Source organism: Candidatus Hydrogenedentota bacterium (genome assembly GCA_013359265.1).
Lineage (GTDB): Bacteria > Hydrogenedentota > Hydrogenedentia > Hydrogenedentales > SLHB01 > JABWCD01.
Window position 1 is genome coordinate 1 of the sequence record JABWCD010000015.1, and the last position, 20922, is coordinate 20922.

The following is a 20922-nucleotide window of genomic DNA, read 5'->3' on the forward strand; positions in this document are numbered from 1 at the left end:
GCCTCGAGCTCGTTAAAATTTGGGAGCTACTCTATAGCATCCCGCAAAGGAGATCGGCCTTCTCATACTATCTCGTAATCGTAATCGTAATCGTAATCGGGAATTCGATCCCAAATCGATCTAGTTTAGAGCAATTCAAGTTTGAGCACACCGTCTGTTTCGTGCTCCTGCCCGTGAGTCGTCATCGTACTCGCACTCGATCCTCGATAAGATCGAGTACGATAACGAGCAGGTGCACGATCACGCGGTGCAGCCGGCCTCGAAACGCTCTAAAACGGATTTGGCCGTTCTTACAGCGCCTCGCCCAACTGGAACCGCGCAAACCGGCGAATCTGGATTTTCTCGCCGATGAGTCCGCTCAACTCCTTCGCGATTTCCTCAATCGTACGATCCGGGTCCTTCACGAACCCCTGCTCCATCAGGCACGATGTCTTATACCACTTCGCCAGCATGCCGTCCGCGATCTTCTCGCACACGTTCGCCGGCTTTCCCGTCTCCGCCGCTTGCTTGACGTAGATGTCCTTCTCCGCGGCAACAACTTCCGCCGGAACGTCTTCCCTGCGCAAGTACTTCGGGTTCGCCGAGCAGATATGCAGGCACATGTCCTTGCAGAACTGCTGAAACTTCTCGCCGCGCGCGACGAAATCCGTCTCGCAATTGATTTCCGCCATCACGCCAATCTTGCCGCCCAGGTGGATGTACGAGGAAACCGCGCCTTCGCTGGCCTCGCGGTCCGCGCGCTTCGCAGCCGACGCCATGCCCTTCTCGCGAAGCCACGTAACGGCCTTATCGAACTCTCCGCTCGTTTCCGTCAAGGCCTGCTTGCAATCCATCATTCCCGCGCCGGTCGCTTCGCGCAGGTCCTTCACCAATTTTGCCGAAATCTCCGCCATGAATTACATCTCTCCTTCAGACGCTTCGTCGCCCGCGCCCACTTCAACCGTCTCACCGGCCTCGGGTTGCTCTTCCGCCGCTTCCACCGCTTCCGACGCGGCCGCACTGCTGCCCGCGGGAATCCGGCGCACGCGCGGACCCTTCGGCGCCTGTTCCGATCGGACCTTTTCAAACTGCGTGCGGCCCTCGATCGCCGCGTCCGCGATTACGGAGCAAAACAATCCGACCGCGCGAATCGCGTCGTCGTTGCCGGGAATCGGGATCGGTACGGCATCCGGATCGGCGTTCGTGTCCACCACGCCGATGCACGTGATGCCCAGACGCTCCGCCTCGCGCACGGCGATCGCCTCCTTCTTCGCGTCGATGACAAACATCACCGTCGGAAGGCTGTCCATGTTCTTGATGCCGCTCAGGTTCTTGCGCAGCTTGGTCATCTCGCGGCGCAACCGCGCGGCTTCCTTCTTCGAATACTTGTCGAGTTGTCCGGTCGATTCCAGTTCTTCGAGGCGAATAAGGTTCTTGATACTCGTGCGGATCGTCTCGAAGTTGGTCAGCGTCCCGCCCAGCCAGCGGTTCGTCATGTAATACATGCCGCACCGCGTCGCGTGCTGCTGAATGGGTTCCTGCGCCTGCTTCTTCGTGCCGACGAACAGCACCGACCCGCCCTGGGCCACGCTGTCACGCACAAACTGGTACGCCTTGTTGACCTGCTTCAGCGTTTTCTGCAGGTCGATGATGTAGATTCCATTGCGCTGGCCAAAGATGTAACGCGCCATCTTCGGGTTCCAGCGGCGGGTCTGGTGGCCGAAATGGATTCCGGCTTCCAGCAGTTGCCTCATGGTGACGACAGGCATGGTTCTTCTCCCTTCGGGTTACGCCTCGGGGCCCCACGGCAACACCCTCCGTAGCCTCGGCGTAGGAGGGCACCCTGTCCGTGTTATGAGGGCGGGCCCCTGTGAATTTGGAAACAATCAAGGTTAGCATAACGCCTTGTGCGGAGGCAAATAAGCGATTCCGCGACGCGACATCGGCGCACCGGCAAGACGCCGCAGCCAAATGCGGTGGGGCAGAACCCAGTCGTGGGGCTACTCCGCAAGGGGGGGCGCACGATTCGCGGCAATCACACCAGTTATGCGGCCACCAGAATCGAACTAATCTACAAGTAAGAGACGTGCTGCTCTCGTCTCGTGCTCGTGCCGCTCAGAAAATGAACGATTCGTCCCGCGCGCCTAAGGCGCAACGCAACCCTAGCCAGGGGCATCGCCCCTGGAAAATGTCCATGCCCCTGTCACGGCGCGCTGAAAGCGCACCGCTCAAGTCTTTATAATCTCAGGGAGAACTCTGTTCATGACGACTCGTAATCGTGCGGCTCGGCGAATCGCAATCGATTGAAGCCCTGACTCCTGACTCCCGATGCCCTCTTCCTTTCATTTGAGATTTCAAATCTGAAATCTGAGATTCCTCTTCCGAAGGCGGCACTGGAAGCGCCATCAGGAACAAATGAGATGGACCGTGTCTACCGGCTGGCCGGGCTGCGGTCGAGCTCGCCGATCTTGCCTTCCTTTTCCTTGTATTCTTCGGCGGTGGGAAGGGCCTCGCCCGTCTCGTTAATGACGGGCCAATCCGCCGCGAGTTCTTTGTTCAATTCGACCCAGTTCGACCACTTGTCGGGCAAGTCCTCCTCCGGATAGATCGCATGCACCGGACACTCATCGACGCATGCGCCGCAGTCGATGCATTCGTCGGGATCGATAACGAGCATGTTCGCGCCTTCGTGAAAGCAGTCAACGGGGCACACCGCCACGCAGTCCGTGTACTTACACTTGATGCATGGTTCGGCGACGATATGGGCCATGGAATTGTCTCCTGTAAACGCCTCGTAACGCTGGAGTAAGGTGGTGCGCCGCCCAAGTTTCGCGGTGCGATCCGACCCAAGCCCAACTCCCTGAAAGCGATAGAAGTAGCATTCCGAGGGGGCGGGTGTCAAGGCGGCGCTCTGACACAGACATTCATTCCTGGTAGCTCCGAAAACGGAATGTTCCGTGCTGATAGAGCGTCCCACGGCCGGCTGCACCGCGTGCTCGTGCGCCTGCTCGTTATCGTACTCGATCTTTTCGAGTATCGAGTGCGAGTACGAACCTCCTTTGCCCTCCGAAGCAGCAGACCTGCCTGGGACAGGTGACGACTCACGGCAGAAGCGCCAAACAGACGGTGTGCTCAAACGTGAATTGCTCTAATAATGCGCCGCTCGGTTGCGTTTGCACCGGACGCCGGGCGCCGTTAGAATAGTTCTCTCTGTCATTCTTCCCGGTGCAACGTATTCATGGTAAACACTGACCGACGTCATATCTCCGGCTTTACGCTGCTGGAGTTGATCGTGACCATTGCGATCATATCCATCCTTTTCGCGCTCCTGTTGCCGGCGCTGTCGCGGGCGCGCGAGGCGGCATGGCGCGCAAACTGCACGAACAACCTGCGCCAGATTGGCATCGCGTTCGAACTCTATGCCTTGGAGAACAGGGAACGGTATCCGGCCGCGTCCGACCCCGTCAGCACCAGTCCGTTTTACTGGCTGTGGATGGGCCGAGGGTGGCGGACTAAGATAGCGGAGTATGTCCCGGGCGACAAGGAAAACCCGGGCGTCTTCTGGTGCCCGAGGGACCCGACGGCGGAATCGGACTACGAGAGCACGTCCTACGCGTACTCGATGGCGTTCTACCACTCGCCGGACCAAATCAACGAAATGGATAGCGTGTCCGACAACTATTCGAATCCGGTGAAAACGAAACCGCAAACGATGGCCTCTGTACGAAATCCATCCAAGAAGGTCTTGGTTGGCGAATGGTTCGCCAATCACACCGCCTGGGAGAATGACCAGGGCTGGTTTGGACTGGGCGGCAAACGCTTGTATCTGTTCGCGGACGGACACGTCGAGTACTTGGACTCGAGCCAGATCAAAGTGTCAAACGACGGCCTGCGAAACCCAAACCTGACGAAGGACGGAATCGCCGGGTCGGATATCTAGGGTCTCCAGCGTCGCAAGTCTGAAATGCGCACCGTTTGTCCTGCTTCTGCTAGTGACTTGTCCTCCGAAGCCAATCGGGCGAAAGAGGATCGTGCTCGTGACTTGTCCTCCGAAGCCAATCAGGCGAAGGAGGATCGCGCTCCCGCTCGTGCTCGTGCTCGCGCTCCCGCTCGTGCTCGTGCTCGTGCTCGTAATCGTACTCGTAATCGAGCACTCGAACTCCCGCACAACGTCTATCGCCGCTCGACTTCTCGATCAGACTTAGGATTCATAACACCTGTCGACCATTCCCTACAATCTCGCGGGTCATCGTAGCGCCCGGTCTCCGTGCCGGGCGGTATTCGGGACTGACACCAACTTTCGCGCAGGCTTCGCGGCTTGTCCTCCGCAGCTTTAGCGAAGGAGGAAGCGAAACTCGGTGTCTGCCCCTCCTGGCTCATACAATCTTGCGGGTCATCGTAGCGCCCGGTCTCCGTGCCGGGCGGTATTCGGGACTGACACCAACTTTCGCGCAGGCTTCGCGGCTTGTCCTCCGTAGCTTTAGCGAAGGACGAAGCGAAACTCGGTGTCTGTCCCTCCTGGCTACTTGTCCGCGAAGTGGCCTGCAAACATTGCCGCCGCCGGCCCGTCGAACACCGCGCGCTTAACCTTTCCCCAGGTCATTTGATCACCGACGTTATAATAAAGATACGTCTTTCCCCCCCACTCCAGGATGTCCACGTCGGACGCGTTGACGCCTTCGTCATCGAGATTGGGCGTGAGCACCGGATTCGACTTGGCGAGTTCCCACGTGACGAGATCGCGCGACCGCGCAATGAACGATTCAAAGAACCACCGCGGAGTGCGGTGCTCGAGATAGATCATGTAGTAAAAGCCGTCCGCGAAGCGGATGCACGGGCAAGCAGTGTAACGGTCGGTTCCGAAGATCGCGTTAGGAACCTTCGTCCACGTCATCAAGTCTTTCGAGGCCGCGAATTTCACGGTGAACGCGGGGTATTTCGAATCGTTGGTTTCGTAAGCCATGACAAATCCGTCCGGCCCGGCGCAAACACTCGAATTAAAGAGGTGTTCCGCTTCCTGCTGGATCACCACACGCTGTTGCCAATCCTTCAAGTCCTTCGACCAGAACACGGTCACGTCGTTCCAATCCTTGTTTTCGTTCCGCGACGCAAACGCGTAGAACGTGTCATCGTGTACCAAAGCGCAGGGCAGGCCGTAGCCTTCTGCGAATCGCGCAAGTACTTCGCGGGATTCCGTATCCCGGATTTCGAGGAAGTGATCTTTAGATTCGCCGCCGCTGGCCGGCCGGACGCCTTCGAGAATTACGGGCCGGCCATTCCAGACTTCCGGGGACACTTCGACCATGTTGGGGATTTCGATGGATTCCTTGGTGAGAACGCGCGACGGGATCGGAGCGATACGAGGAAGCACGGTCTGAAAAGTCTCCAACGGCCACGCGCCGAGCGCGATTATGCCGTCGGGGACCGATTGCTCGTACTGCACGTACGCGCGCACGGACCCCGCGATCGAGTACGTAACTTCGCCCTCCTTCGCGCCGAACACTTTGTACCCCATCAACGTGCAGTCTTCGAGATCGACGTGCATCAGCTTGCCGTCGATGGATGCGTAGATAATGCCGCTGCTCGGTGTGCCGCGGGGTTGCGAAAAATTCAGCGATACAAGCCTCGAGTTCTTCAGCTTGATGCGCGAATAAGTCGTGAAACCGGGATTGCCGGATTGCAGGGCGTTGTCCGGGCCGACGAGCGTGCAGTCCTCGAAGAAGATGTCCGGACGTTCGGGCTTGGCCTCGTTTTCCGCGCGCACGTAGGCGCCCGCGGCGTCGCCCCACCAATCAAGACACCAGAGCTGACACCGGCGGAACACGATGGGTTCGTCATGCCGCGCGAGGAAGTGTGCTGCGCCGCCGCCGAACGCGCGGCCGATTCCCACGCTGTCTTCCACAACGACCGTGAATGGCTCGATCTTCGGTGGCAGGTCCCAGAAAAGACCGGCGTCGCCGCCCGTGGTGTAAAGCCGTTTCACGATCCAGCGGTCCCACACCACGCCGGAGTATTCCGGGTTGGCTTTGAAGGGGCTCCACCAGTCAACGGCCTGAAGCCCTCTCTTGGGATCGCTCGAATCGATCACGGCGTAGCCGGTCGCGCCCGAGCCGAGACTGCCGTCGTAGTCGGACTCGATAATGTTGTAGTTGTCCTTCGCGCCTCTGTAAGCGGGATAGAGGTTGGCCTCGAGGTACGTGTCCGGACGAATCACGATGCGATGACCGCCTGTGTCGTCGGGTACCGCGTCCAACGCGCGCTGTACCGACGTGAATGCTCCGGCCCACGATGCGCCGTCGGAGTTGTCACCCAGTTTCGAGACGTAGATAGTCGCTGCGTTGGACTGGTGGACAAGCACGAAGAGCGCGGCAAAACGCCAAATGTAATTCATGGTCAGTGAGTCTCCATCCGAGGTTTCCCCAAAGCGCGGCGCCTGTTTGCGCTCCCGCAAGTTTATAGCCGAAACCGGTGCAAGTGGAAATGTCTATCAGCGCAATTCGAATCCGGTGCAGACAAGATTCCGGATGGACCGCGGTGATATCATTGAAGGTTAGGTTAGTCCTTCTGAAGGCGCGGCGCATATGAAGACCACAGCAGAGCGATCAGGCAATCAAGTCACGTCCGACCCGGCGCTCACCGTAACGGAGATATACAAATCCGTCCAGGGCGAATCGACATGGGTCGGGTTGCCCTGCATCTTCGTGCGGCTAACGGGATGTAACTTGCGGTGCGTGTGGTGCGACACGGAGTACGCGTTCTACGGCGGCGCAAAAAAGACAGTCGACGAGATTCTCGAGGAGTGTGTCGCGCTCGACTGTTCGCTGGTCGAGATTACCGGCGGTGAACCGCTCCTGCAGAAACATTGCGGGACGCTGGCGAAGGCGCTGCTGGACCGCGGTTTTACCGTCCTGTGCGAGACGAGCGGGGCGCTCCCAATCGACCGGTTGCCGGGGGATGTCGTCAAGATCATGGACTTGAAGTGCCCCGGCAGCGGCGAGGCGGATAAGAACGACTGGTCGAACATCGACCGGTTGTCCGCACGGGACGAAGTGAAATTTGTCATTGCCGACCGCGCGGATTACGAGTGGGGCCGGGACGTCGTGCGGCGGTACGACCTGGCGCACAAGTGCCATCAGGTGTTGTTCTCGCCCGTATTTGGCTCGGTCGAGGCCAAGGCGCTGGTGGAATGGATTCTTGCGGACAAGCTGCCCGTGCGGTTCCAGTTGCAGTTGCACAAATTCGTCTGGCCGCCGGACCAAAAGGGCGTCTAGATGCGCGTCGAATTGATCAAAACCTTCCAGTTCGAGGCGGCGCATGCGCGTGGCGGAAAATTGCACGGGCATAGCTACGTTGTCGATATCAAGTGCGCGGGCGACTGCGACGATCAACTCGGTTGGCTCGTGGATTACGGCGAAATTACGGACGCGTTCGATCCCATCTACCGCGCGCTGGACCATCGGCGCCTCGAGGATGTGGACGGGCTGACGGAATCGTCGCTTGCCGGCGTCGAACGGTGGTTGACCGCGCGCCTAACAGGCCTTATACCGTTTTTCGATTCGGTGCGCGTGCGCATCGCAGGCGATTGCGTGTTCACACCGATGCGCATTGAAACTGCCGATGCGTTCGGCGAACCGGCGCGCATCCGTTTCGGGTTCGAGTCCGCGCACTTCCTTCCGAACGTGCCGCTCGAACACAAGTGCCGGCGCATGCACGGGCACAGCTTTCGGGTGGAAGTTGCGGCAAATCGATTGAACGAGTTGGAGCCACACCTGCGCGCGGTCTATGATGCGCTCGATCGGCGGTGTCTGAACGAGATTGCTGGGTTGGAGAACGCCACGTCGGAACAAGTGGCGCGGTGGATATGGAATTGTCTCGCGCCGCGCTCGTGCGAATTGGGATCGGTGACCGTGGCGGAGACGTGCACGGCGCGGTGTGTGTACCGCGGGGAATGAAAAGGACGTGAGGGACCTACACTAACGGCGGACGGAGGAGATCGGTCCTGATGAACAAGCTGATGCGGAAGTACTACACCTTCATCAATCGGCGGAAGTTTTCGAAGGTAGGGAAGAAAGTCCGCCTGTACGGCGGCGACATCGAAGTAGACGGCAACGTCGAGCTCGGCGACTACGTGCACATTCGCGACCACTGCGTGTTCCGCACGCGCGGCGAGGGACGCATCGTGTTCAAGGACCGCGCGATGGTGAGCTGGAACGTGATTATCGAGTGCGGGCAGTACGTCGAGATCGGCGAAAACACCGGACTGGCCGAGGGCGTCATCATTCGCGACGGCACGCACCTCATCTACGGTACGAAAGAGCATTGGCGGTTCACGCCGTTCATCATCAAGCCGACCATCATCGGGCCGAACTGCTGGATCGGCAGCCGGGCGTACATCAATTACGGCGTGACGATTGGCGAAGGCGCCGTGATCGGCGTGGGCAGCATCGTGACAAAAGACGTCGGGCCGTACGAGGTGTGGGCCGGTACGCCGGCAAAGTATGTCGCGCACCGGACGGACGACGTGCCGCCCGCGAAGCTCGCCGAGGCGCAGGAGTTGCTCGCGCGCGAAGGGATTCGCAAAGACCGGCGAATGGAAGAAATGTAGCCGGACCGTTGGCCGCTCTGCCCGCGATCGGTGCGCGCCAGTAATCGGTGCGCGCCCGCAATCGCCGGACCCGATGCCAAAAAACCAAAGGGACCGGAACGACGGGATGCAAATTGGCGCGGTCGCGAGGGATACTTGCCTGGAAGAAACCAGTTCCATCAAATGTTTCCTTGAATGCGCATGACGATGTGTTAAAATCGGAATGTGCTTAAGGCTCGTGGCGACGAAGGCGTTCGGTGGTGGACGGCCGGGATGCGCGGCGGCGCCGGGAAGGAGGTGGTCCAGCTTATGTGTAGTCCGAGTACGGGTTCCTACGCCATGGTTGGACATGCCCTGCATGTCTGCGATCTGGGGAATCTCAACGAGGAGAACCGTTCAGGCCCGTGGCGTTAGGAACGTACACAGGACTGTTTTACGAGGGGCTGCGTCGTGAGACGCGGCCCCTTTTCCATTTTGGGTATCGGGTTTCCGGAGTGGGTTCAACGCAATATCAATTCCAATGTGGCCATTCGTGCTCGTGCTCGGCAGTCGTAATCGGAAGTCAATACTCGATCAACGAGGACAAGAACGAGCGCGAATTCCGCCCAGAAGCACGCCGGCGGAAACCGATCCTATGGCCGCGGGTACGCGTAGTTTCCGGTGTAAAGATCGAATAACGTGCGGTAGAACTTCATGAACCGTTCAGGTTCCGAATTGTACGCTATCTCCGCCAGGCACCAGCCCCTGTAGTCCATCGCCTTGAGGCGATTGAAAAGGTCCTGCCACGGATACTGATACACGCCGATTTCGTTGATATGGACGTGCTCAATCGCGTCTTTCAACAAATCGAAGTTGGCGGCGATCGACTTGTTCTCGTCCATATCCGTGCCGTTCGAGTTCCAGCACGCGACCACGTATGGATGGTCGGCGTGATCGAGGATCGCCCGCATGTTCCTGGGATCGCTGGTGCCTTTGCCGTGGACCTCGATCCGGACCTTGACGCCGATCCCCTCCGAGAATACGGCAACCTGGCGCGCCGCCTTACCGATCTGTTCAAGCGTCTTCTCGACGGGCACGCCCTCGGGCAGGCCGTTCGGACGGACCTTGATTCCATTCGTGCCGAGGTCCGCGGCCAACTGGGCGTATTGGATCGCGCCCTCGATATTTTGCTTCACAACCGCGGGATCGGCGCTGTGAAACTCGTACGTCGATCCGAGGCCGGCGATCGTGACCGGGGAATCCTCGAATCGCTTGCGCACCTCGGCGCGCTGTTGCGGCGTGAGTTCGAGTTCAACGCCGTGCTTGTGCGTGGTACGGAGTTCGACGCCCTCAAGCCCCGTCTTCTGGCAAAAGTCGATAAGCGTGGGCAGGTCCATGTCCTTGCCCATGTTGTAGGTGACCGTTCCCAGGCGCATGACGTCTCCTTCCTCGGTATAGCGCGCGTACAGCTATGTCAGGGTGGCGAACGCGGGGCGGTTCTCCAAATACGCGGCTCGGACGGATCCTCGCGCCACCCATTGCGATCGTATCGTTATGGCGATGCGATGGTGTTTGGCTTCGGCTCGTCGTCTTGGGTTTCACCGGTTTCTACGGCGAGTGACTGGAACGACGTTTCGCCCGGCGTGTCATCTCCGACTGGTGCAACGTCGTGCGCGGTGTCCACACTCGATGCCCGCGCGTGTTCGAGTTCCTGCGCTTCTTCGTAGGTGAGCAAATCGGACGAATGAGTCACGCCCGCCTCCGGATCGGGCTGGGCCGGCGCGGCGGCATATTCGTCTTCGTCTGCTTCCGCGTCTTCCCCTTCGTAGGCAGTCGAAGCCGCAGCGAGTGTGCCCGCGGCGACCGGGACCGCCGCGGCGGCCGGTGTAACCGTACGCTCGACCGGGGCGACGGTCTTTTCCGCGGCGGCGAATATGCCGTTCAACGATTCCGCGGTCTGCGTCGGATCGATGAGTACATCCTGGATGCTTACGTCGACGGTCATGACCTCGTCGGCGCCCAGAATCTGCCGGGACACCTTTTCAATGAACTCGCGCAGGCGCTCGGCGGTCTCACGCGTGCTGCTGTCCGCCGGTTTCTTGAGCGAGACGGCGGCCACGATGCCCACCTTGCGGTTGTTGTCCTTCGGCGTGACCTCGACGGATACCCGCTTGACCATCGGCAACTTCGCGATCGTTTTGCGGAGCGAGACTTCGAACGGATCGATTTGGATCGATACCGTGCCCGTCGGACCCGCGAACGATATGCCGCGGCCCTTGCGGCGAAACAGATCGAACGGAAGCAGCGTAACGATTCCGAGCGCGGCGGCCGTGCACCCAATCAAGAGACAGGCCATCCACCTTTCGGGAAGCGTTGCGGCGTACTCGCCCATCTGCTGGTTAAACGGCAACGCCGCGACCGCCGCGCCTGCCGCAATCATAGCGATTGAGATCAGATACAAAAACACACGTTGTACGATGCGCATGATTGCAGCCCTTCGCGGCGCGCGCCGCGGTTACTTCGGTTTCGTAACGAACTGGTCGATCAATTCCGGCGACAAATCGCCGCGGCGGAACCGGTCGCTCAACAGGATCTTCGCGCAGAGTTGCGCCGTCGTTTTGACGCCAACCACCGTAAACTCCTGCAGCGCTCCCGCGAGCCGGTGGATGGCCTCCTCGCGATCGTTCCCGTGCGCGATCACCTTCGCCAAAAGCGAATCATAATAGCGCGGAACCGTGTACCCGGGAAAGATGTGGCTGTCCACGCGGATTCCAGGCCCGCCGGGGATGTGGCATTTCGCGATCGTGCCGGGACTGGGCGCGAAGTTGGCGTCCGGGTCTTCGGCATACACGCGCGCCTCGATGGCGTGGCCCTGGAAGCGCGGAGACGTGACGCGCAGGGGCTCGCCCGCGGCAATGTGAATCTGTTCCTTCACGAGATCGATGCCCGTGACTTCTTCCGTTACGGGATGTTCGACCTGGATGCGCGCGTTGAATTCGATGAAGTAAAAGGAGCCGTCCTGCGAGACGAGGAATTCGGCGGTTCCCGCATTCGAGTAACCCATCGACTTCGCGGCGCGGTACGCGGCCTTCGACATTTTCGCGCGCATCGAGTTCGTCAGGCGCGGTGACGGCGTCTCTTCGATCAGCTTTTGGTGCCTGCGCTGGATAGTGCACTCGCGCTCGCCAAGCGTAACGATTCGGCCATGCTCGTCGGCAAGGACCTGTATTTCGACGTGGCGCGCGTTCTCCAAGAACTTTTCGATGTATACGCCGTCATCGCCGAACGCGGCCTGTGCTTCGACGGCCGCCATCGACACCGCCTTTTGCAGGGCGACATCGTTGTGCGCGATGCGCATCCCTTTGCCGCCGCCGCCGGACGCGGCCTTCACCAGCACGGGAAAGCCGATCTGCTTCGCGATCGTCATGGCTTCGCCCGCGTTCTTGATGATGCCTTCGCTGCCGGGGACCACCGGAACGCCCGCCGCCTTCACCTTCGAGCGGCACGCGGCTTTATCGCCGCTGAGCGAGATGGCCTCCGGACTCGGGCCGATAAATCCAATGTTGCATTCCCGGCACATCGCGGCGAACTTCGGGTTCTCCGAGAGAAACCCGTAGCCGGGATGAATCGCGTGCGCGTCGCAGATTTCGGCGGCGGTGATGATCGCGGGAATGAGAAGATAACTTTCCGCCGCGCTTGGCGGCCCGATGCAAATGCTCTCGTCGGCGAGAGACGCGTGAAGGCATTCCGCGTCCGCCTGCGAGTAGACGGCAATGGACGAAATTCCCATCTCGCGGCACGCGCGAATCACCCGAACGGCGATTTCGCCGCGGTTGGCTATGAGTATTCGGCGGAACATTTCTTCTCGCAATTAGACGTCATACGCACCAATTCGCTGCAACTTGCCTAGACGTGCTCGTGCTCCTGCTCGTCATCGTACTCGATACTCGAATCCTCGCCGTACGATTCGCCATCTTCGCGTGCGACCGATTCGCGAGGTTCAGTCATTTTAGAAAGCATCGCGACTATTCGCAGCAAAAAGTCTTTTCCCGGCGCAATCTGACTTCTGTCGCATGCACTTACTGTGACGAGCACATCCAAAATGGCCGCGCACTCCATTGCGGAGCCGCGTGCTATTTCGAGGAACCGGCGGCGCTCCGCGGCAAACCGTTTGCCGTTGCCCTCAGCAATGTTCAGCGGGATCGATTGACTCGCGCGAATCAACTGGTCGCGAGCATTTCGATGGGCCGGAGGTATCGACTTCTCAAGCTCGTTGACAAAGCGGACGAACTCTAAGCTTGCCTTGTAGACATCGAGCTTCTCGTGATCAAATTGGGGAGTCACTGGTCGCGCGCGCAAATTCGAGTATCGAGTTCGATTACGAGGGACGAGCAGGAGCACGAGCACGAAATCTCGTTTGGCGTCTGAAAGTTGGACGTGAGTAGTTTCATCATTCGCATCATTCCACCGGCTTCACCGCAAACAACGGCTGGTTGTACTCCACCGGTTCCCCGTTCTCGACCAGCACATTCACAATCGTGCACTTAAACTTCGCCGCGACCTCGTTCATCAGCTTCATCGCCTCGACGATGCACACCGTCTGATTTTCCTCGACGGTGTCGCCGGGCTTTACAAAAGGCGGATCGCCGGGGCTGGGCGAGGCGTAAAACACGCCGACCATGGGCGATTCGATGATGACGATCCCTTCGTCCTGCTCGGGTTCGGCGTCCTGGACCGGCGGCGCGGCAGGGCCGGAAGGCGCCTGCGCGACTGGCGCGGACACCGCGATGGGCGCCGCAGACGGCATGTGCGCGATAAGTTGCGGTGGGGCGACGACGTGCGGGGCCGCCTTGGTGAGGCGAATCCGACGGCCCTCTTCTTCAATTTCTATTTCGGAGAGACCGGACGATTCAAAAATTCCGATCAGCTCGCGGAGTTTATCGAGTTCCAACTCGCAGCCCTCCCGAGGGACTACTGCGCGGCTAGGCGCGTTCGATGTATTGGGCGGTGCGGGTATCCACTTTGATGACCTCGCCTTCGCCGATGAATAGGGGTACTTGAACGACTGCGCCCGTTTCAAGCGTGGCCGGCTTGGTCCCGCCGGTCGCACGGTCGCCCTGGATGCCGGGGTCGCACTTCGTGATCTTCAGCGTGACCGCGATCGGCACCTTGACCATGATGACCTTCCCGTCGTGAAACACGAGGTTGATCATCATGTTTTCCTTGAACCATTTCGCGTTGTCGCCGACCGTGGCCTCGCCGACGGGAATCTGTTCGTACGACTCGGGATCCATGAAGTGATAAAGGTCGCCGTCGTGGTAGAGGTACTGCCACCCGGATTCCTCGAGCCGCACATCTTCCATCTTTTCCCCGGACCGGAACGTCTTTTCGATAATGCGGCCGGTCAAGACATTCTTAAACCGGGTGCGCACGAACGCGCCGCCCTTGCCCGGTTTGACGTGCTGAAACTCGACAATTTCCATCAACTGGCCATCAAGGTTGACGACCAGACCGTTGCGAAAGTCCGCGGTCGAAATCATGTTCCCAGAATCCTCAGTTCCTTTGGCGCCCTGCTCAGGTTTTCGCACCCGTCCTCGGTCACCACCACGAGGTCCTCGATGCGCACTCCCCCCTGCCCGGGAATGTAGATGCCCGGCTCGACCGTCACCACCATGCCTGGCGCAAGCACAGCCGTCGACTCAGGGTTAAGGCGCGGGGACTCGTGGATTTCAATCCCGACACCGTGACCCAAACCATGGCCAAAGTGTTTGCCATGGCCCCCTTGCGCGATGATGTCGCGCGCGACGGCGTCGACTTCACGGCAGGGTTTCCCGGGCCCGACGGCCTCGAGCGCGCGGCGTTGCGCGGTCAGCGTGAGCTGGTAAATCTCCTCAAACCAAGCGCCGGGGATCGTACCGAAGGCAAAAGTACGAGTCAAATCAGAACAGTACCCGTCGAACTTGCACCCGAAGTCAAGCAGCACGATGTCGCCCCGTTCCAAGGGTTTATCCCCCGGCTGGGCGTGCGGCAACGAACTCTTCGGCCCGAACGCGGCAATCGTGTCGAACGACGCCCCGGACGCCCCCCGCGCCTTGAACTCGTACTCGAACTCCGCGGCCAGCTCGCGCTCGGTAATTCCCGGCTTCAAGTCCTCAATCATGTCCGCCAGGACACCTTCCGCCAACTGTCCCGCCGCCCGAATCGTGTCAATCTCCTCCTTCGACTTCACCATACGCAGCGGACCGATGATGTCCGGGACAGCCCGGAGCTGGCCGGAATACGCCGACTTCACATAGTCCAGTTCAGCCACCGTCATATACCCCGGCTCGAACGCGGCGCTCTCGGCGCCAAGCGCCGCCAGCTTCTCCCCCGCCCGCACCTGGATGTTGCCGGGAACTTCCTGCAGCGTGAACCCCGTCACCTGGGTCGCCGCCTGCTCCGTGTAGCGAAAGTCGTTCAGAAAGATCGCGTCGGACTGCGTCACAATGATCGCCGACGTAGACCCCCGAAACCCCGACAACCACTGGTTCGTCGCCGGCGCAAAACTGAGAAACGCATCGCACCCGGAATCGGCAAGGCGGGTACGAACGGAAGCTAAAGGTAATGGACTGTGCACCACGAAATCTCCGATAGTTTGCGCTATTAACTGGGATCTATTTCGCCCGTTGCCGTCAGTATCGAAGAATACGTCTTATCCGATAGATAGAACCCAACCGATCGAAGCTTATCCATAATTGGCCGGACGGTCACTAATCGCCCTTGCGCTTTGGCTTCTCGAAGAACACCGAGGGTACCCATAAATGGGAGCTGAAGCGACTCCGCCATTTTACGCGCTGCCTTGTCATCAAGGACTGCAATCGAATTCGATCGCTCAAGCGCGAGTGAAAGAACGTCTAACTCTCCAGGTCCGAGATCGGAATCACAAAGTTCTTGGTGCCTGTGCTGCGGTTCGCTGACAGTCAACCAAGGCATCCGCGACATGTCTGGCAAATTGACGCCTAATGTCCGCCCAATATCAAGCTCGCGCGCGACAGATCTTGGAATCGAAACGCGCGCGGCCAATTCCGGCAAAAGATTCAGCAGACCAGCGAGATGCAGATACTGGATCGGCGAGGTATCACAAATCAGATGGGCCAAGCCGGGCCTCTTTTTCGAGATCTTCGAGCGATAAATCGAACGCGTCTACGCCGTACTCGCCCAGCTTCATTAAGAACACCGTGCGCGGGATGCCCGCCAAAGCAGCAGCTTTGCCGGAGGACAATCGACCCATTTCGAATAGCTTCATGGCTGCGAGAATGCGCAATTCGTCACCAACGGCCTCTGGCGCGACGCGAAGCGCCTCGGCTGTCTCATCTGGTATGGATAGAGTGACAGTGCTCATTGTGATGAAACTCCGCTGACATAAACTTCAGTACGACTCATACAACCCAAGTATAAACGAGAATTAGATAAGGCGAATTTAATGAAGGTAACGAATGACTGCCGTGTCACAAAGAGCGTCACTCAAATGCCTTCGCCTCCGCCTTCAACTCTTCCTCAGTGATGTCGAACACGCTCACACCGTACTCGCCCAGCCGCTGCAAAAAGACCGGCTTTGGCACACCGGCGAGCTCGGTGGCAAGCCCTGATGACATGCGGCCCATTTCAAAGAGCTTAACGGCCAGGACCATTCGCACTTCGTCGGTTACCGCATCGGGGGCGACGTGAAGCGCTTCCGCGGCAATATCTGGAATCGTGATAGTCATTGCTAAGTACCTCTACACCATTATAGCGGATTGCCGTGAAATGCCAATCCGCACCAAGTGAAGGACCGTGTGAGACCGTCAACGGGACGACGCAGCAGTCCCACGCACCACCACTTCTCGGTTTAGCCTCGCGCCAAGCTTTCTACGCTGCGATTCGAGATCATAATGAACTTGCAGATTCAGCCAGAACCGATCGGTCGTACCGAAATAGCGCGCTAGCCGAAGCGCGGTGTCCGCAGTGATGGCGCGCTTTCCATGGACAATCTCGTTAATTCGGCGTGGCGACACATTCATATCGCGCGCCAGGCGATATTGGCTCACCGCCAATGGTTCGAGAAATTCCGCCTGGAGGATTTCTCCAGGATGTATTGGTGGAATTGGACGCGCTTTCTTCACTAAATTGCCACCTCAATGGTAATCGAAAATACCATTACTTGCCCTACCGTACCATTTACGTGTTCGGGCTACCTTTCGACTTCTTTGGCGCCATTCGCGGATCTATTCTGCTATCGACCCTCGTGTTCGGTGGAGGCTGCGGGTGGGGATTTGGATAACGCCCCGTCGCATCGGGCACCCCAAGCGGGTCGGGTTGGACAGACTCGTCGGCCTCTTCTCGTGGTTTTAAGAAGTGATCAAAGTACTTGTCAGGCGGAGGGTCCCATTTCGGTGGAACGTCGATGTATCCAGCCTCTGTGAACCGGTCGCTCCAGAAGGTCATGCTGAGCCCGGCGTCGGAAAACATAGCAAGCATGGTTTGTCGATAATTGATCGGTCCAGGGCCACCCACTTTCCCGTCAAACGCATTGAGCAACACAATGCCACGCTTCATTTTTTTGGACGCCTTCGGAGTGAATGGCGCGCTGGGGTCATCGATGAGGTATTTATCGAGAAGGCGCTTAACCACTGCTTGTACCGCGTTGGATTCGAATGGCTGGCGCTCGGCTTGTGTAAGATTGAAAGATATACCGATAAGCGGGCGTCCGCCATATGTTGTGGCCAGGAGCAAATTCCGCCCGTCGGCTGTGAAAGATAAGTACGCACAATCTTGGCCGGAATAATTGGGAAGATCCGAACCTGGAACTCGCGACAGTATGAGGTTTTGTTCGACGTATTGAAGGTCCGGAAGGTACTGTAGTCTTATAAACCGTCGCGCCGTTTCAAGGAAATTTTCCGGCAACCAACGCATGAGTTCACGCGTGTCTGCGTCGTCTTTGGGCAGAATCGCGCCTTGGATTTGTCCAAGATACAGTATCTCCGCATACCCGCCCTCAAGTTCCACTTCCGGCACGAAGCTGATTTGTTCTTCATCCGCTACAGCAACCGATGCCAGCGAGATTCCGCAAAGAACCAAGACCACACCGGCAAATGAATTCTTCATCATGGTTGTCTCTCCAACGCATCCAATGAGCGCAGGCCTTCGATGAAGGCGGGTGTCATTGGGAACTTGCCGGGGTAGGGCACGAACTCGACGTGGCCATCCATATACAGCACATGCCCGCCATCGCGGTGGCGTTCGGGGCGTTCTATTACGATCGGCAATAACGACAGCAAATGTGAAGAAGGGTCGGGATTTCCAATTTCAGTTATTAGAAAGCGTTCCATTCCATCGCGGACCGGACAGTAGAAGCGACGTTCTTCCCAGAAGGGGTGGGCAACAGGCCAGGAGTCTTTGACATTCGGGCGAGGTTTGCCATCGGGATGGGTCTTAAGCCACGCTACCTCTAATTCCCGTTGTCGAGCCGCGAGGTCATCTTCAACATCCGGCCAGACGCCTTTTTGCTCCGGTATCGCGTCTACATTCGGTGCGTGCGCACGATACTGTTCGATCCACTCCAAGCCGCTGCGTTCGTTCGGAATCATCCAGCCGAGATACCAGTATTGGGTGTCGTCGAGCCGAGAATCGCTTTCAATTTTGAGAGTGGCTGTTAGAATAAGGTTCGGTTCAAACATCAATCGCCCCGGATCCCGAGACAAGGGTGGATACCGGCCATCGTAGTCGTGTTGCATGTAGTTTTTCAGTGCGGCATGGATTTGCCGGAGTGTATGTTCGCACTCGGCATTTGCGCGCGCGCGAAGCATTGCGCGGATTGCGAACGGAGCCGCAATGACGACAAGGAGCGTCACGGCCAGTGCAAACAGCCATCGCGCGAACCGTTGCGCCGTGACTGCGCGCAATGTACTACCCTCCTCGGGGGGAGTTCCTTCCACCGAAGTCTCGTTCCAACGATATTGTACCAGCAAAGCATTCGGAAGTGCCGCAATTCTCAGCGCGCCACGGACCGCGTACACGCGGAACTACGAACTGGGAACCGCAATCTTTCCCACTCGTTACGAAATTTCCATTTCGTAACGCGCTCTTGAAAAGCTCCGCTTTGGACTCTCTGCGCCTCACTCCACCCTCACGATCTATCCACCCGCGATCCCGCTCGTGCTCGTGCTTCGTGCTCGTGATCGTACTCGCAGTCGATTCCTCCATCCGCCCCCGTCACCAATCATCCGCCCGCACCTCTGCGACGCCACTGTCACGGCCACACAATAAGCCGACATCGAAAGCCCGCGCGTAGCGCCTTGGAGTGCGCCCCGATAGCGGCGCTTTTCTTCGCACGACTACCAGCCGCCAATCGGTTAACGCACTCGTGAAAAGATCCGCTTCGATCTTCCCGCGCGCCACTCTTCCCTCGTGCTCGTGCTCGTGCTCATCGTCGTAATCGTGGTTTGTAGTTCGAGTTCTCGCGCTACGATTACGATGACGAGCACGCGCACGAGCACGAAAAGATGCGGAGTTACCCGCTCGCAGTCCCGCGTTAACGCGCTCTTGAAAAGCTCCGCTTTGAACTCTCTGCGCCTCACTCCACCCTCACGAACTATCCACCCGCGATCCCGCTCATCCCCGTGCTCGTGCTCGTGCTTCGTGCTTGTGCTTCGTAATCGTAATCGTAATCGATTCTTCTATCTTCCCGTGTCACGAATCATCCGCCCGCGACGGCACCCCAACTATCTCGGCCGACATCGCGGCACGGTTCCTCGGCGGCAGTATCCGATCCAGCAGCGACATGTAATCTTGCGACGTCGCGTCCCGCGCGCGCTCGGCCACCCGCGGCGACAAAAACGCCGCGCGGTTAAACGCATTCTTCGCGTCGTCGTGGTGCCCCGCGCGCGCGTGCTTGTTCGCGGCGCGCACGTACATCCACGCGCGCCCCTCGACCACCGGCGCCTCGCGCTCCAACCCCGCAAGGTCCTCCGCCAACAGCGACGTGTCCAACCGCGCGCGCCGGTCCTGCTCCTGCAACACCGCGTCCGGCGCCGATGCGCACTCCGTCAACCGGTACAACTGCACATACCGCCGGTGCTCGCTCGACACCCGCAAAAACGCCTGCAGATACGCGCTCGGCTTCGTCGTTGTCATCCCACGCTTCTCCCCCGTCACGATGGTCGCGTCCACGACCGGCCCCGCCGCCAACGCCGCGGCCGCCCGCATGAACACCACGCGTACCATCGCAATCTCCGCGGCAACGTGCTGGTCCAGCGGCTGCGCCTCCTCGCCGGCCGGCAACGCCTGCGCGCGCTTCGCCGCCAGTTGCGCCCGCACGTCCGTCTCGGCCGTGTTGAACGCCGCCACCTCGTACGGACACCGCGGCCGCTCCTTCGGGTCCAGCTTCGCCACGTCCGGCCCCGCACACGGGCACGACTTCCACAACGGACAATGCTCCCCACACGTCTGAATCGCGCGAGAATACAACCCGTGCACCACCGCGTTTCGGTTTCCCGGCTGCGCCCCGGTCAAATCGAACCCGCCATGAAACTTGCATCGGCCATTGGCATGGTTCGGCTCGAGCGTACACGGGTTTCCCGAAAACGTCCGCGCCCCGCAAATGCGTTTGCCCAGGCGCACTTCGGTGGCCTCCACCAACGCCACATGCCCCTCATCCCAAACCGGCGAACACGGCGACCCCAATGCCGTCCGCCGCACCTCCGGCTCCTTCTGGTCCATCGCGTCCATACCGTCCATCCTGTCCATGCTCACGCCTATACCCTCCGCCACATAGCCCACGGCGTTGCACTCCCAAAGCACTTATCTTCCCGCCAACGAACTCGTTAACTCGTTAATGTCCAACCTGAGACATGGTTAACTCGTTACCAACTTCCCAGTCGGTAACGCACTCTTGAAAAGCTCTGCTTTGTTCTTCGTTAACGCACTCTTAACTCGTTACCAACTTTCCAGTTGGTAACGCACTCTTGAAAAGCTCTGCTTTGTTCTTCGTTGCCTAACTCGTTACCAACTTTCCAGTTGGTAATGCACTCTTGAAAAGCTCTGCTTTGTTCTTCGTTGGTTAACTCGTTACCAACTTTCCAGTTGGTAATGCACTCTTGAAAAGCTCTGCTTTGTTCTTCCTTCGTCAGGCCGGCAGCGGATCGTTTTCCATCGCAGACCGATTCATATCGCGCCGGGCAGTAGCGCCAAAGTTCGGGTGCATCGACGTAGCTCGTCACGGCGGCGATGTCGAGGTACTCGATTTGCTTATCGAGCGTGATGTCATCGCGGATGGTTTGCGAATGTCACCTTCCTGATAAGTAGCTCGTCGGCGCAACGAATTCAGCGCACGAGTGCGTAGGCAAGCTATTCGGAGCTTTTCA

23 protein-coding genes are annotated in these 20922 nt (G+C 58.9%); 4 read left to right on the top strand and 19 right to left on the bottom strand.

The annotated features are described in order from the left end of the window. Positions 1–290: 290 nt before the first annotated feature. The 3 genes from tsf to HUU46_14200 all read right to left on the bottom strand — a co-directional run bounded on the left by tsf (position 291) and on the right by HUU46_14200 (position 2749). Positions 291–893, bottom strand: coding sequence for a translation elongation factor Ts (gene tsf / locus HUU46_14190; protein ID NUM54791.1), 603 nt, complete (start codon positions 891–893; stop codon positions 291–293). A gap of 3 nt (positions 894–896) precedes the next feature. Continuing rightward, the gene (gene rpsB, locus HUU46_14195) at positions 897–1748 is read right to left on the bottom strand and encodes a 30S ribosomal protein S2 (GenBank protein NUM54792.1); all 852 of its coding nucleotides are present in this window, start codon (positions 1746–1748) and stop codon (positions 897–899) included. A 662-nt stretch (positions 1749–2410) separates the two neighbouring features. After that, the gene (locus HUU46_14200; GenBank protein ID NUM54793.1) at positions 2411–2749 is read right to left on the bottom strand and encodes a ferredoxin family protein; all 339 of its coding nucleotides are present in this window, start codon (positions 2747–2749) and stop codon (positions 2411–2413) included. A gap of 468 nt (positions 2750–3217) precedes the next feature. Here HUU46_14200 and HUU46_14205 point away from each other — a divergent pair, with 468 nt between their 5' ends. After that, positions 3218–3919, top strand: a complete 702-nt coding sequence (locus HUU46_14205; GenBank protein NUM54794.1) for a DUF1559 domain-containing protein — start codon at positions 3218–3220, stop codon at positions 3917–3919. Between the two features lie 582 nt (positions 3920–4501). Here HUU46_14205 and HUU46_14210 read toward each other — a convergent pair. Further along, positions 4502–6370, bottom strand: a complete 1869-nt coding sequence (locus HUU46_14210) for a hypothetical protein (GenBank protein NUM54795.1) — start codon at positions 6368–6370, stop codon at positions 4502–4504. A 190-nt stretch (positions 6371–6560) separates the two neighbouring features. Here HUU46_14210 and HUU46_14215 point away from each other — a divergent pair, with 190 nt between their 5' ends. From HUU46_14215 to HUU46_14225, 3 genes are all read left to right on the top strand, one after another. Next, positions 6561–7250 carry a radical SAM protein gene (locus tag HUU46_14215; protein ID NUM54796.1) on the top strand — a complete coding sequence of 230 codons (690 nt, stop codon included), beginning with the start codon at positions 6561–6563 and terminating at the stop codon, positions 7248–7250. Next, complete coding sequence (locus tag HUU46_14220) at positions 7251–7931, top strand: 6-carboxytetrahydropterin synthase (protein ID NUM54797.1); 681 nt, start codon at positions 7251–7253, stop codon at positions 7929–7931. It begins immediately after the preceding gene. 245 nt (positions 7932–8176) lie between these two features. Further along, positions 8177–8584: an acyltransferase gene (locus HUU46_14225; protein ID NUM54798.1), complete on the top strand. Its 408-nt coding sequence runs from the start codon at positions 8177–8179 to the stop codon at positions 8582–8584. Between the two features lie 611 nt (positions 8585–9195). Here the strand turns inward: HUU46_14225 and HUU46_14230 are convergent. From HUU46_14230 to HUU46_14300, 15 genes are all read right to left on the bottom strand, one after another. After that, positions 9196–9978 (bottom strand): sugar phosphate isomerase/epimerase, encoded by a 783-nt coding sequence (locus tag HUU46_14230; protein NUM54799.1) that lies wholly within the window; start codon positions 9976–9978, stop codon positions 9196–9198. A 116-nt stretch (positions 9979–10094) separates the two neighbouring features. Beyond that, on the bottom strand, positions 10095–11027 hold the full coding sequence (locus tag HUU46_14235; protein NUM54800.1) for a hypothetical protein: 933 nt from the start codon (positions 11025–11027) through the stop codon (positions 10095–10097). Positions 11028–11057: 30 nt separating this feature from the next. Then, on the bottom strand, positions 11058–12401 hold the full coding sequence (accC, locus tag HUU46_14240; GenBank protein NUM54801.1) for an acetyl-CoA carboxylase biotin carboxylase subunit: 1344 nt from the start codon (positions 12399–12401) through the stop codon (positions 11058–11060). Positions 12402–12448: 47 nt separating this feature from the next. Continuing rightward, positions 12449–12886 (bottom strand): four helix bundle protein, encoded by a 438-nt coding sequence (locus tag HUU46_14245; GenBank protein NUM54802.1) that lies wholly within the window; start codon positions 12884–12886, stop codon positions 12449–12451. Between the two features lie 115 nt (positions 12887–13001). Continuing rightward, entirely contained in the window at positions 13002–13493 is a 492-nt protein-coding gene (gene accB / locus HUU46_14250; protein ID NUM54803.1) for an acetyl-CoA carboxylase biotin carboxyl carrier protein, read from the bottom strand. A gap of 31 nt (positions 13494–13524) precedes the next feature. Further along, positions 13525–14082 carry an elongation factor P gene (gene efp / locus HUU46_14255; GenBank protein NUM54804.1) on the bottom strand — a complete coding sequence of 186 codons (558 nt, stop codon included), beginning with the start codon at positions 14080–14082 and terminating at the stop codon, positions 13525–13527. Then, complete coding sequence (locus HUU46_14260) at positions 14079–15161, bottom strand: aminopeptidase P family protein (protein NUM54805.1); 1083 nt, start codon at positions 15159–15161, stop codon at positions 14079–14081. The genes efp and HUU46_14260 overlap by 4 nt, the downstream gene beginning before the upstream one ends. A gap of 23 nt (positions 15162–15184) precedes the next feature. Beyond that, the gene (locus HUU46_14265) at positions 15185–15679 is read right to left on the bottom strand and encodes a DUF3368 domain-containing protein (GenBank protein NUM54806.1); all 495 of its coding nucleotides are present in this window, start codon (positions 15677–15679) and stop codon (positions 15185–15187) included. Further along, positions 15660–15923 (bottom strand): UPF0175 family protein, encoded by a 264-nt coding sequence (locus HUU46_14270; GenBank protein NUM54807.1) that lies wholly within the window; start codon positions 15921–15923, stop codon positions 15660–15662. The genes HUU46_14265 and HUU46_14270 overlap by 20 nt, the downstream gene beginning before the upstream one ends. A gap of 118 nt (positions 15924–16041) precedes the next feature. Beyond that, a complete protein-coding gene (locus HUU46_14275; GenBank protein NUM54808.1) occupies positions 16042–16287 on the bottom strand; it encodes a UPF0175 family protein in 246 nt (81 codons plus the stop codon). Between the two features lie 78 nt (positions 16288–16365). After that, positions 16366–16665, bottom strand: coding sequence for a HigA family addiction module antidote protein (locus HUU46_14280; GenBank protein ID NUM54809.1), 300 nt, complete (start codon positions 16663–16665; stop codon positions 16366–16368). A gap of 73 nt (positions 16666–16738) precedes the next feature. Next, positions 16739–17668 carry a hypothetical protein gene (locus HUU46_14285; protein ID NUM54810.1) on the bottom strand — a complete coding sequence of 310 codons (930 nt, stop codon included), beginning with the start codon at positions 17666–17668 and terminating at the stop codon, positions 16739–16741. After that, entirely contained in the window at positions 17665–18576 is a 912-nt protein-coding gene (locus HUU46_14290; protein NUM54811.1) for a hypothetical protein, read from the bottom strand. The genes HUU46_14285 and HUU46_14290 overlap by 4 nt, the downstream gene beginning before the upstream one ends. A gap of 673 nt (positions 18577–19249) precedes the next feature. After that, positions 19250–20311: a hypothetical protein gene (locus tag HUU46_14295; protein NUM54812.1), complete on the bottom strand. Its 1062-nt coding sequence runs from the start codon at positions 20309–20311 to the stop codon at positions 19250–19252. Positions 20312–20475: 164 nt separating this feature from the next. Then, a complete protein-coding gene (locus tag HUU46_14300) occupies positions 20476–20778 on the bottom strand; it encodes a hypothetical protein (protein ID NUM54813.1) in 303 nt (100 codons plus the stop codon). Positions 20779–20922 lie beyond the last annotated feature (144 nt).

Coding starts and splice junctions, on each gene's coding strand:
- rpsB (NUM54792.1), bottom strand. CDS start 1,748: ATGCCTGTCGTCACCATGAGGCAACTGCTGGAAGCCGGAATCCATTTC.
- HUU46_14200 (NUM54793.1), bottom strand. CDS start 2,749: ATGGCCCATATCGTCGCCGAACCATGCATCAAGTGTAAGTACACGGAC.
- tsf (NUM54791.1), bottom strand. CDS start 893: ATGGCGGAGATTTCGGCAAAATTGGTGAAGGACCTGCGCGAAGCGACC.
- HUU46_14275 (NUM54808.1), bottom strand. CDS start 16,287: ATGACTATCACGATTCCAGATATTGCCGCGGAAGCGCTTCACGTCGCC.
- HUU46_14205 (NUM54794.1), top strand. CDS start 3,218: ATGGTAAACACTGACCGACGTCATATCTCCGGCTTTACGCTGCTGGAG.
- HUU46_14210 (NUM54795.1), bottom strand. CDS start 6,370: ATGAATTACATTTGGCGTTTTGCCGCGCTCTTCGTGCTTGTCCACCAG.
- HUU46_14220 (NUM54797.1), top strand. CDS start 7,251: ATGCGCGTCGAATTGATCAAAACCTTCCAGTTCGAGGCGGCGCATGCG.
- HUU46_14225 (NUM54798.1), top strand. CDS start 8,177: ATGGTGAGCTGGAACGTGATTATCGAGTGCGGGCAGTACGTCGAGATC.
- efp (NUM54804.1), bottom strand. CDS start 14,082: ATGATTTCGACCGCGGACTTTCGCAACGGTCTGGTCGTCAACCTTGAT.
- HUU46_14285 (NUM54810.1), bottom strand. CDS start 17,668: ATGATGAAGAATTCATTTGCCGGTGTGGTCTTGGTTCTTTGCGGAATC.
- HUU46_14230 (NUM54799.1), bottom strand. CDS start 9,978: ATGCGCCTGGGAACGGTCACCTACAACATGGGCAAGGACATGGACCTG.
- accC (NUM54801.1), bottom strand. CDS start 12,401: ATGTTCCGCCGAATACTCATAGCCAACCGCGGCGAAATCGCCGTTCGG.
- HUU46_14270 (NUM54807.1), bottom strand. CDS start 15,923: ATGAGCACTGTCACTCTATCCATACCAGATGAGACAGCCGAGGCGCTT.
- HUU46_14235 (NUM54800.1), bottom strand. CDS start 11,027: ATGCGCATCGTACAACGTGTGTTTTTGTATCTGATCTCAATCGCTATG.
- HUU46_14215 (NUM54796.1), top strand. CDS start 6,561: ATGAAGACCACAGCAGAGCGATCAGGCAATCAAGTCACGTCCGACCCG.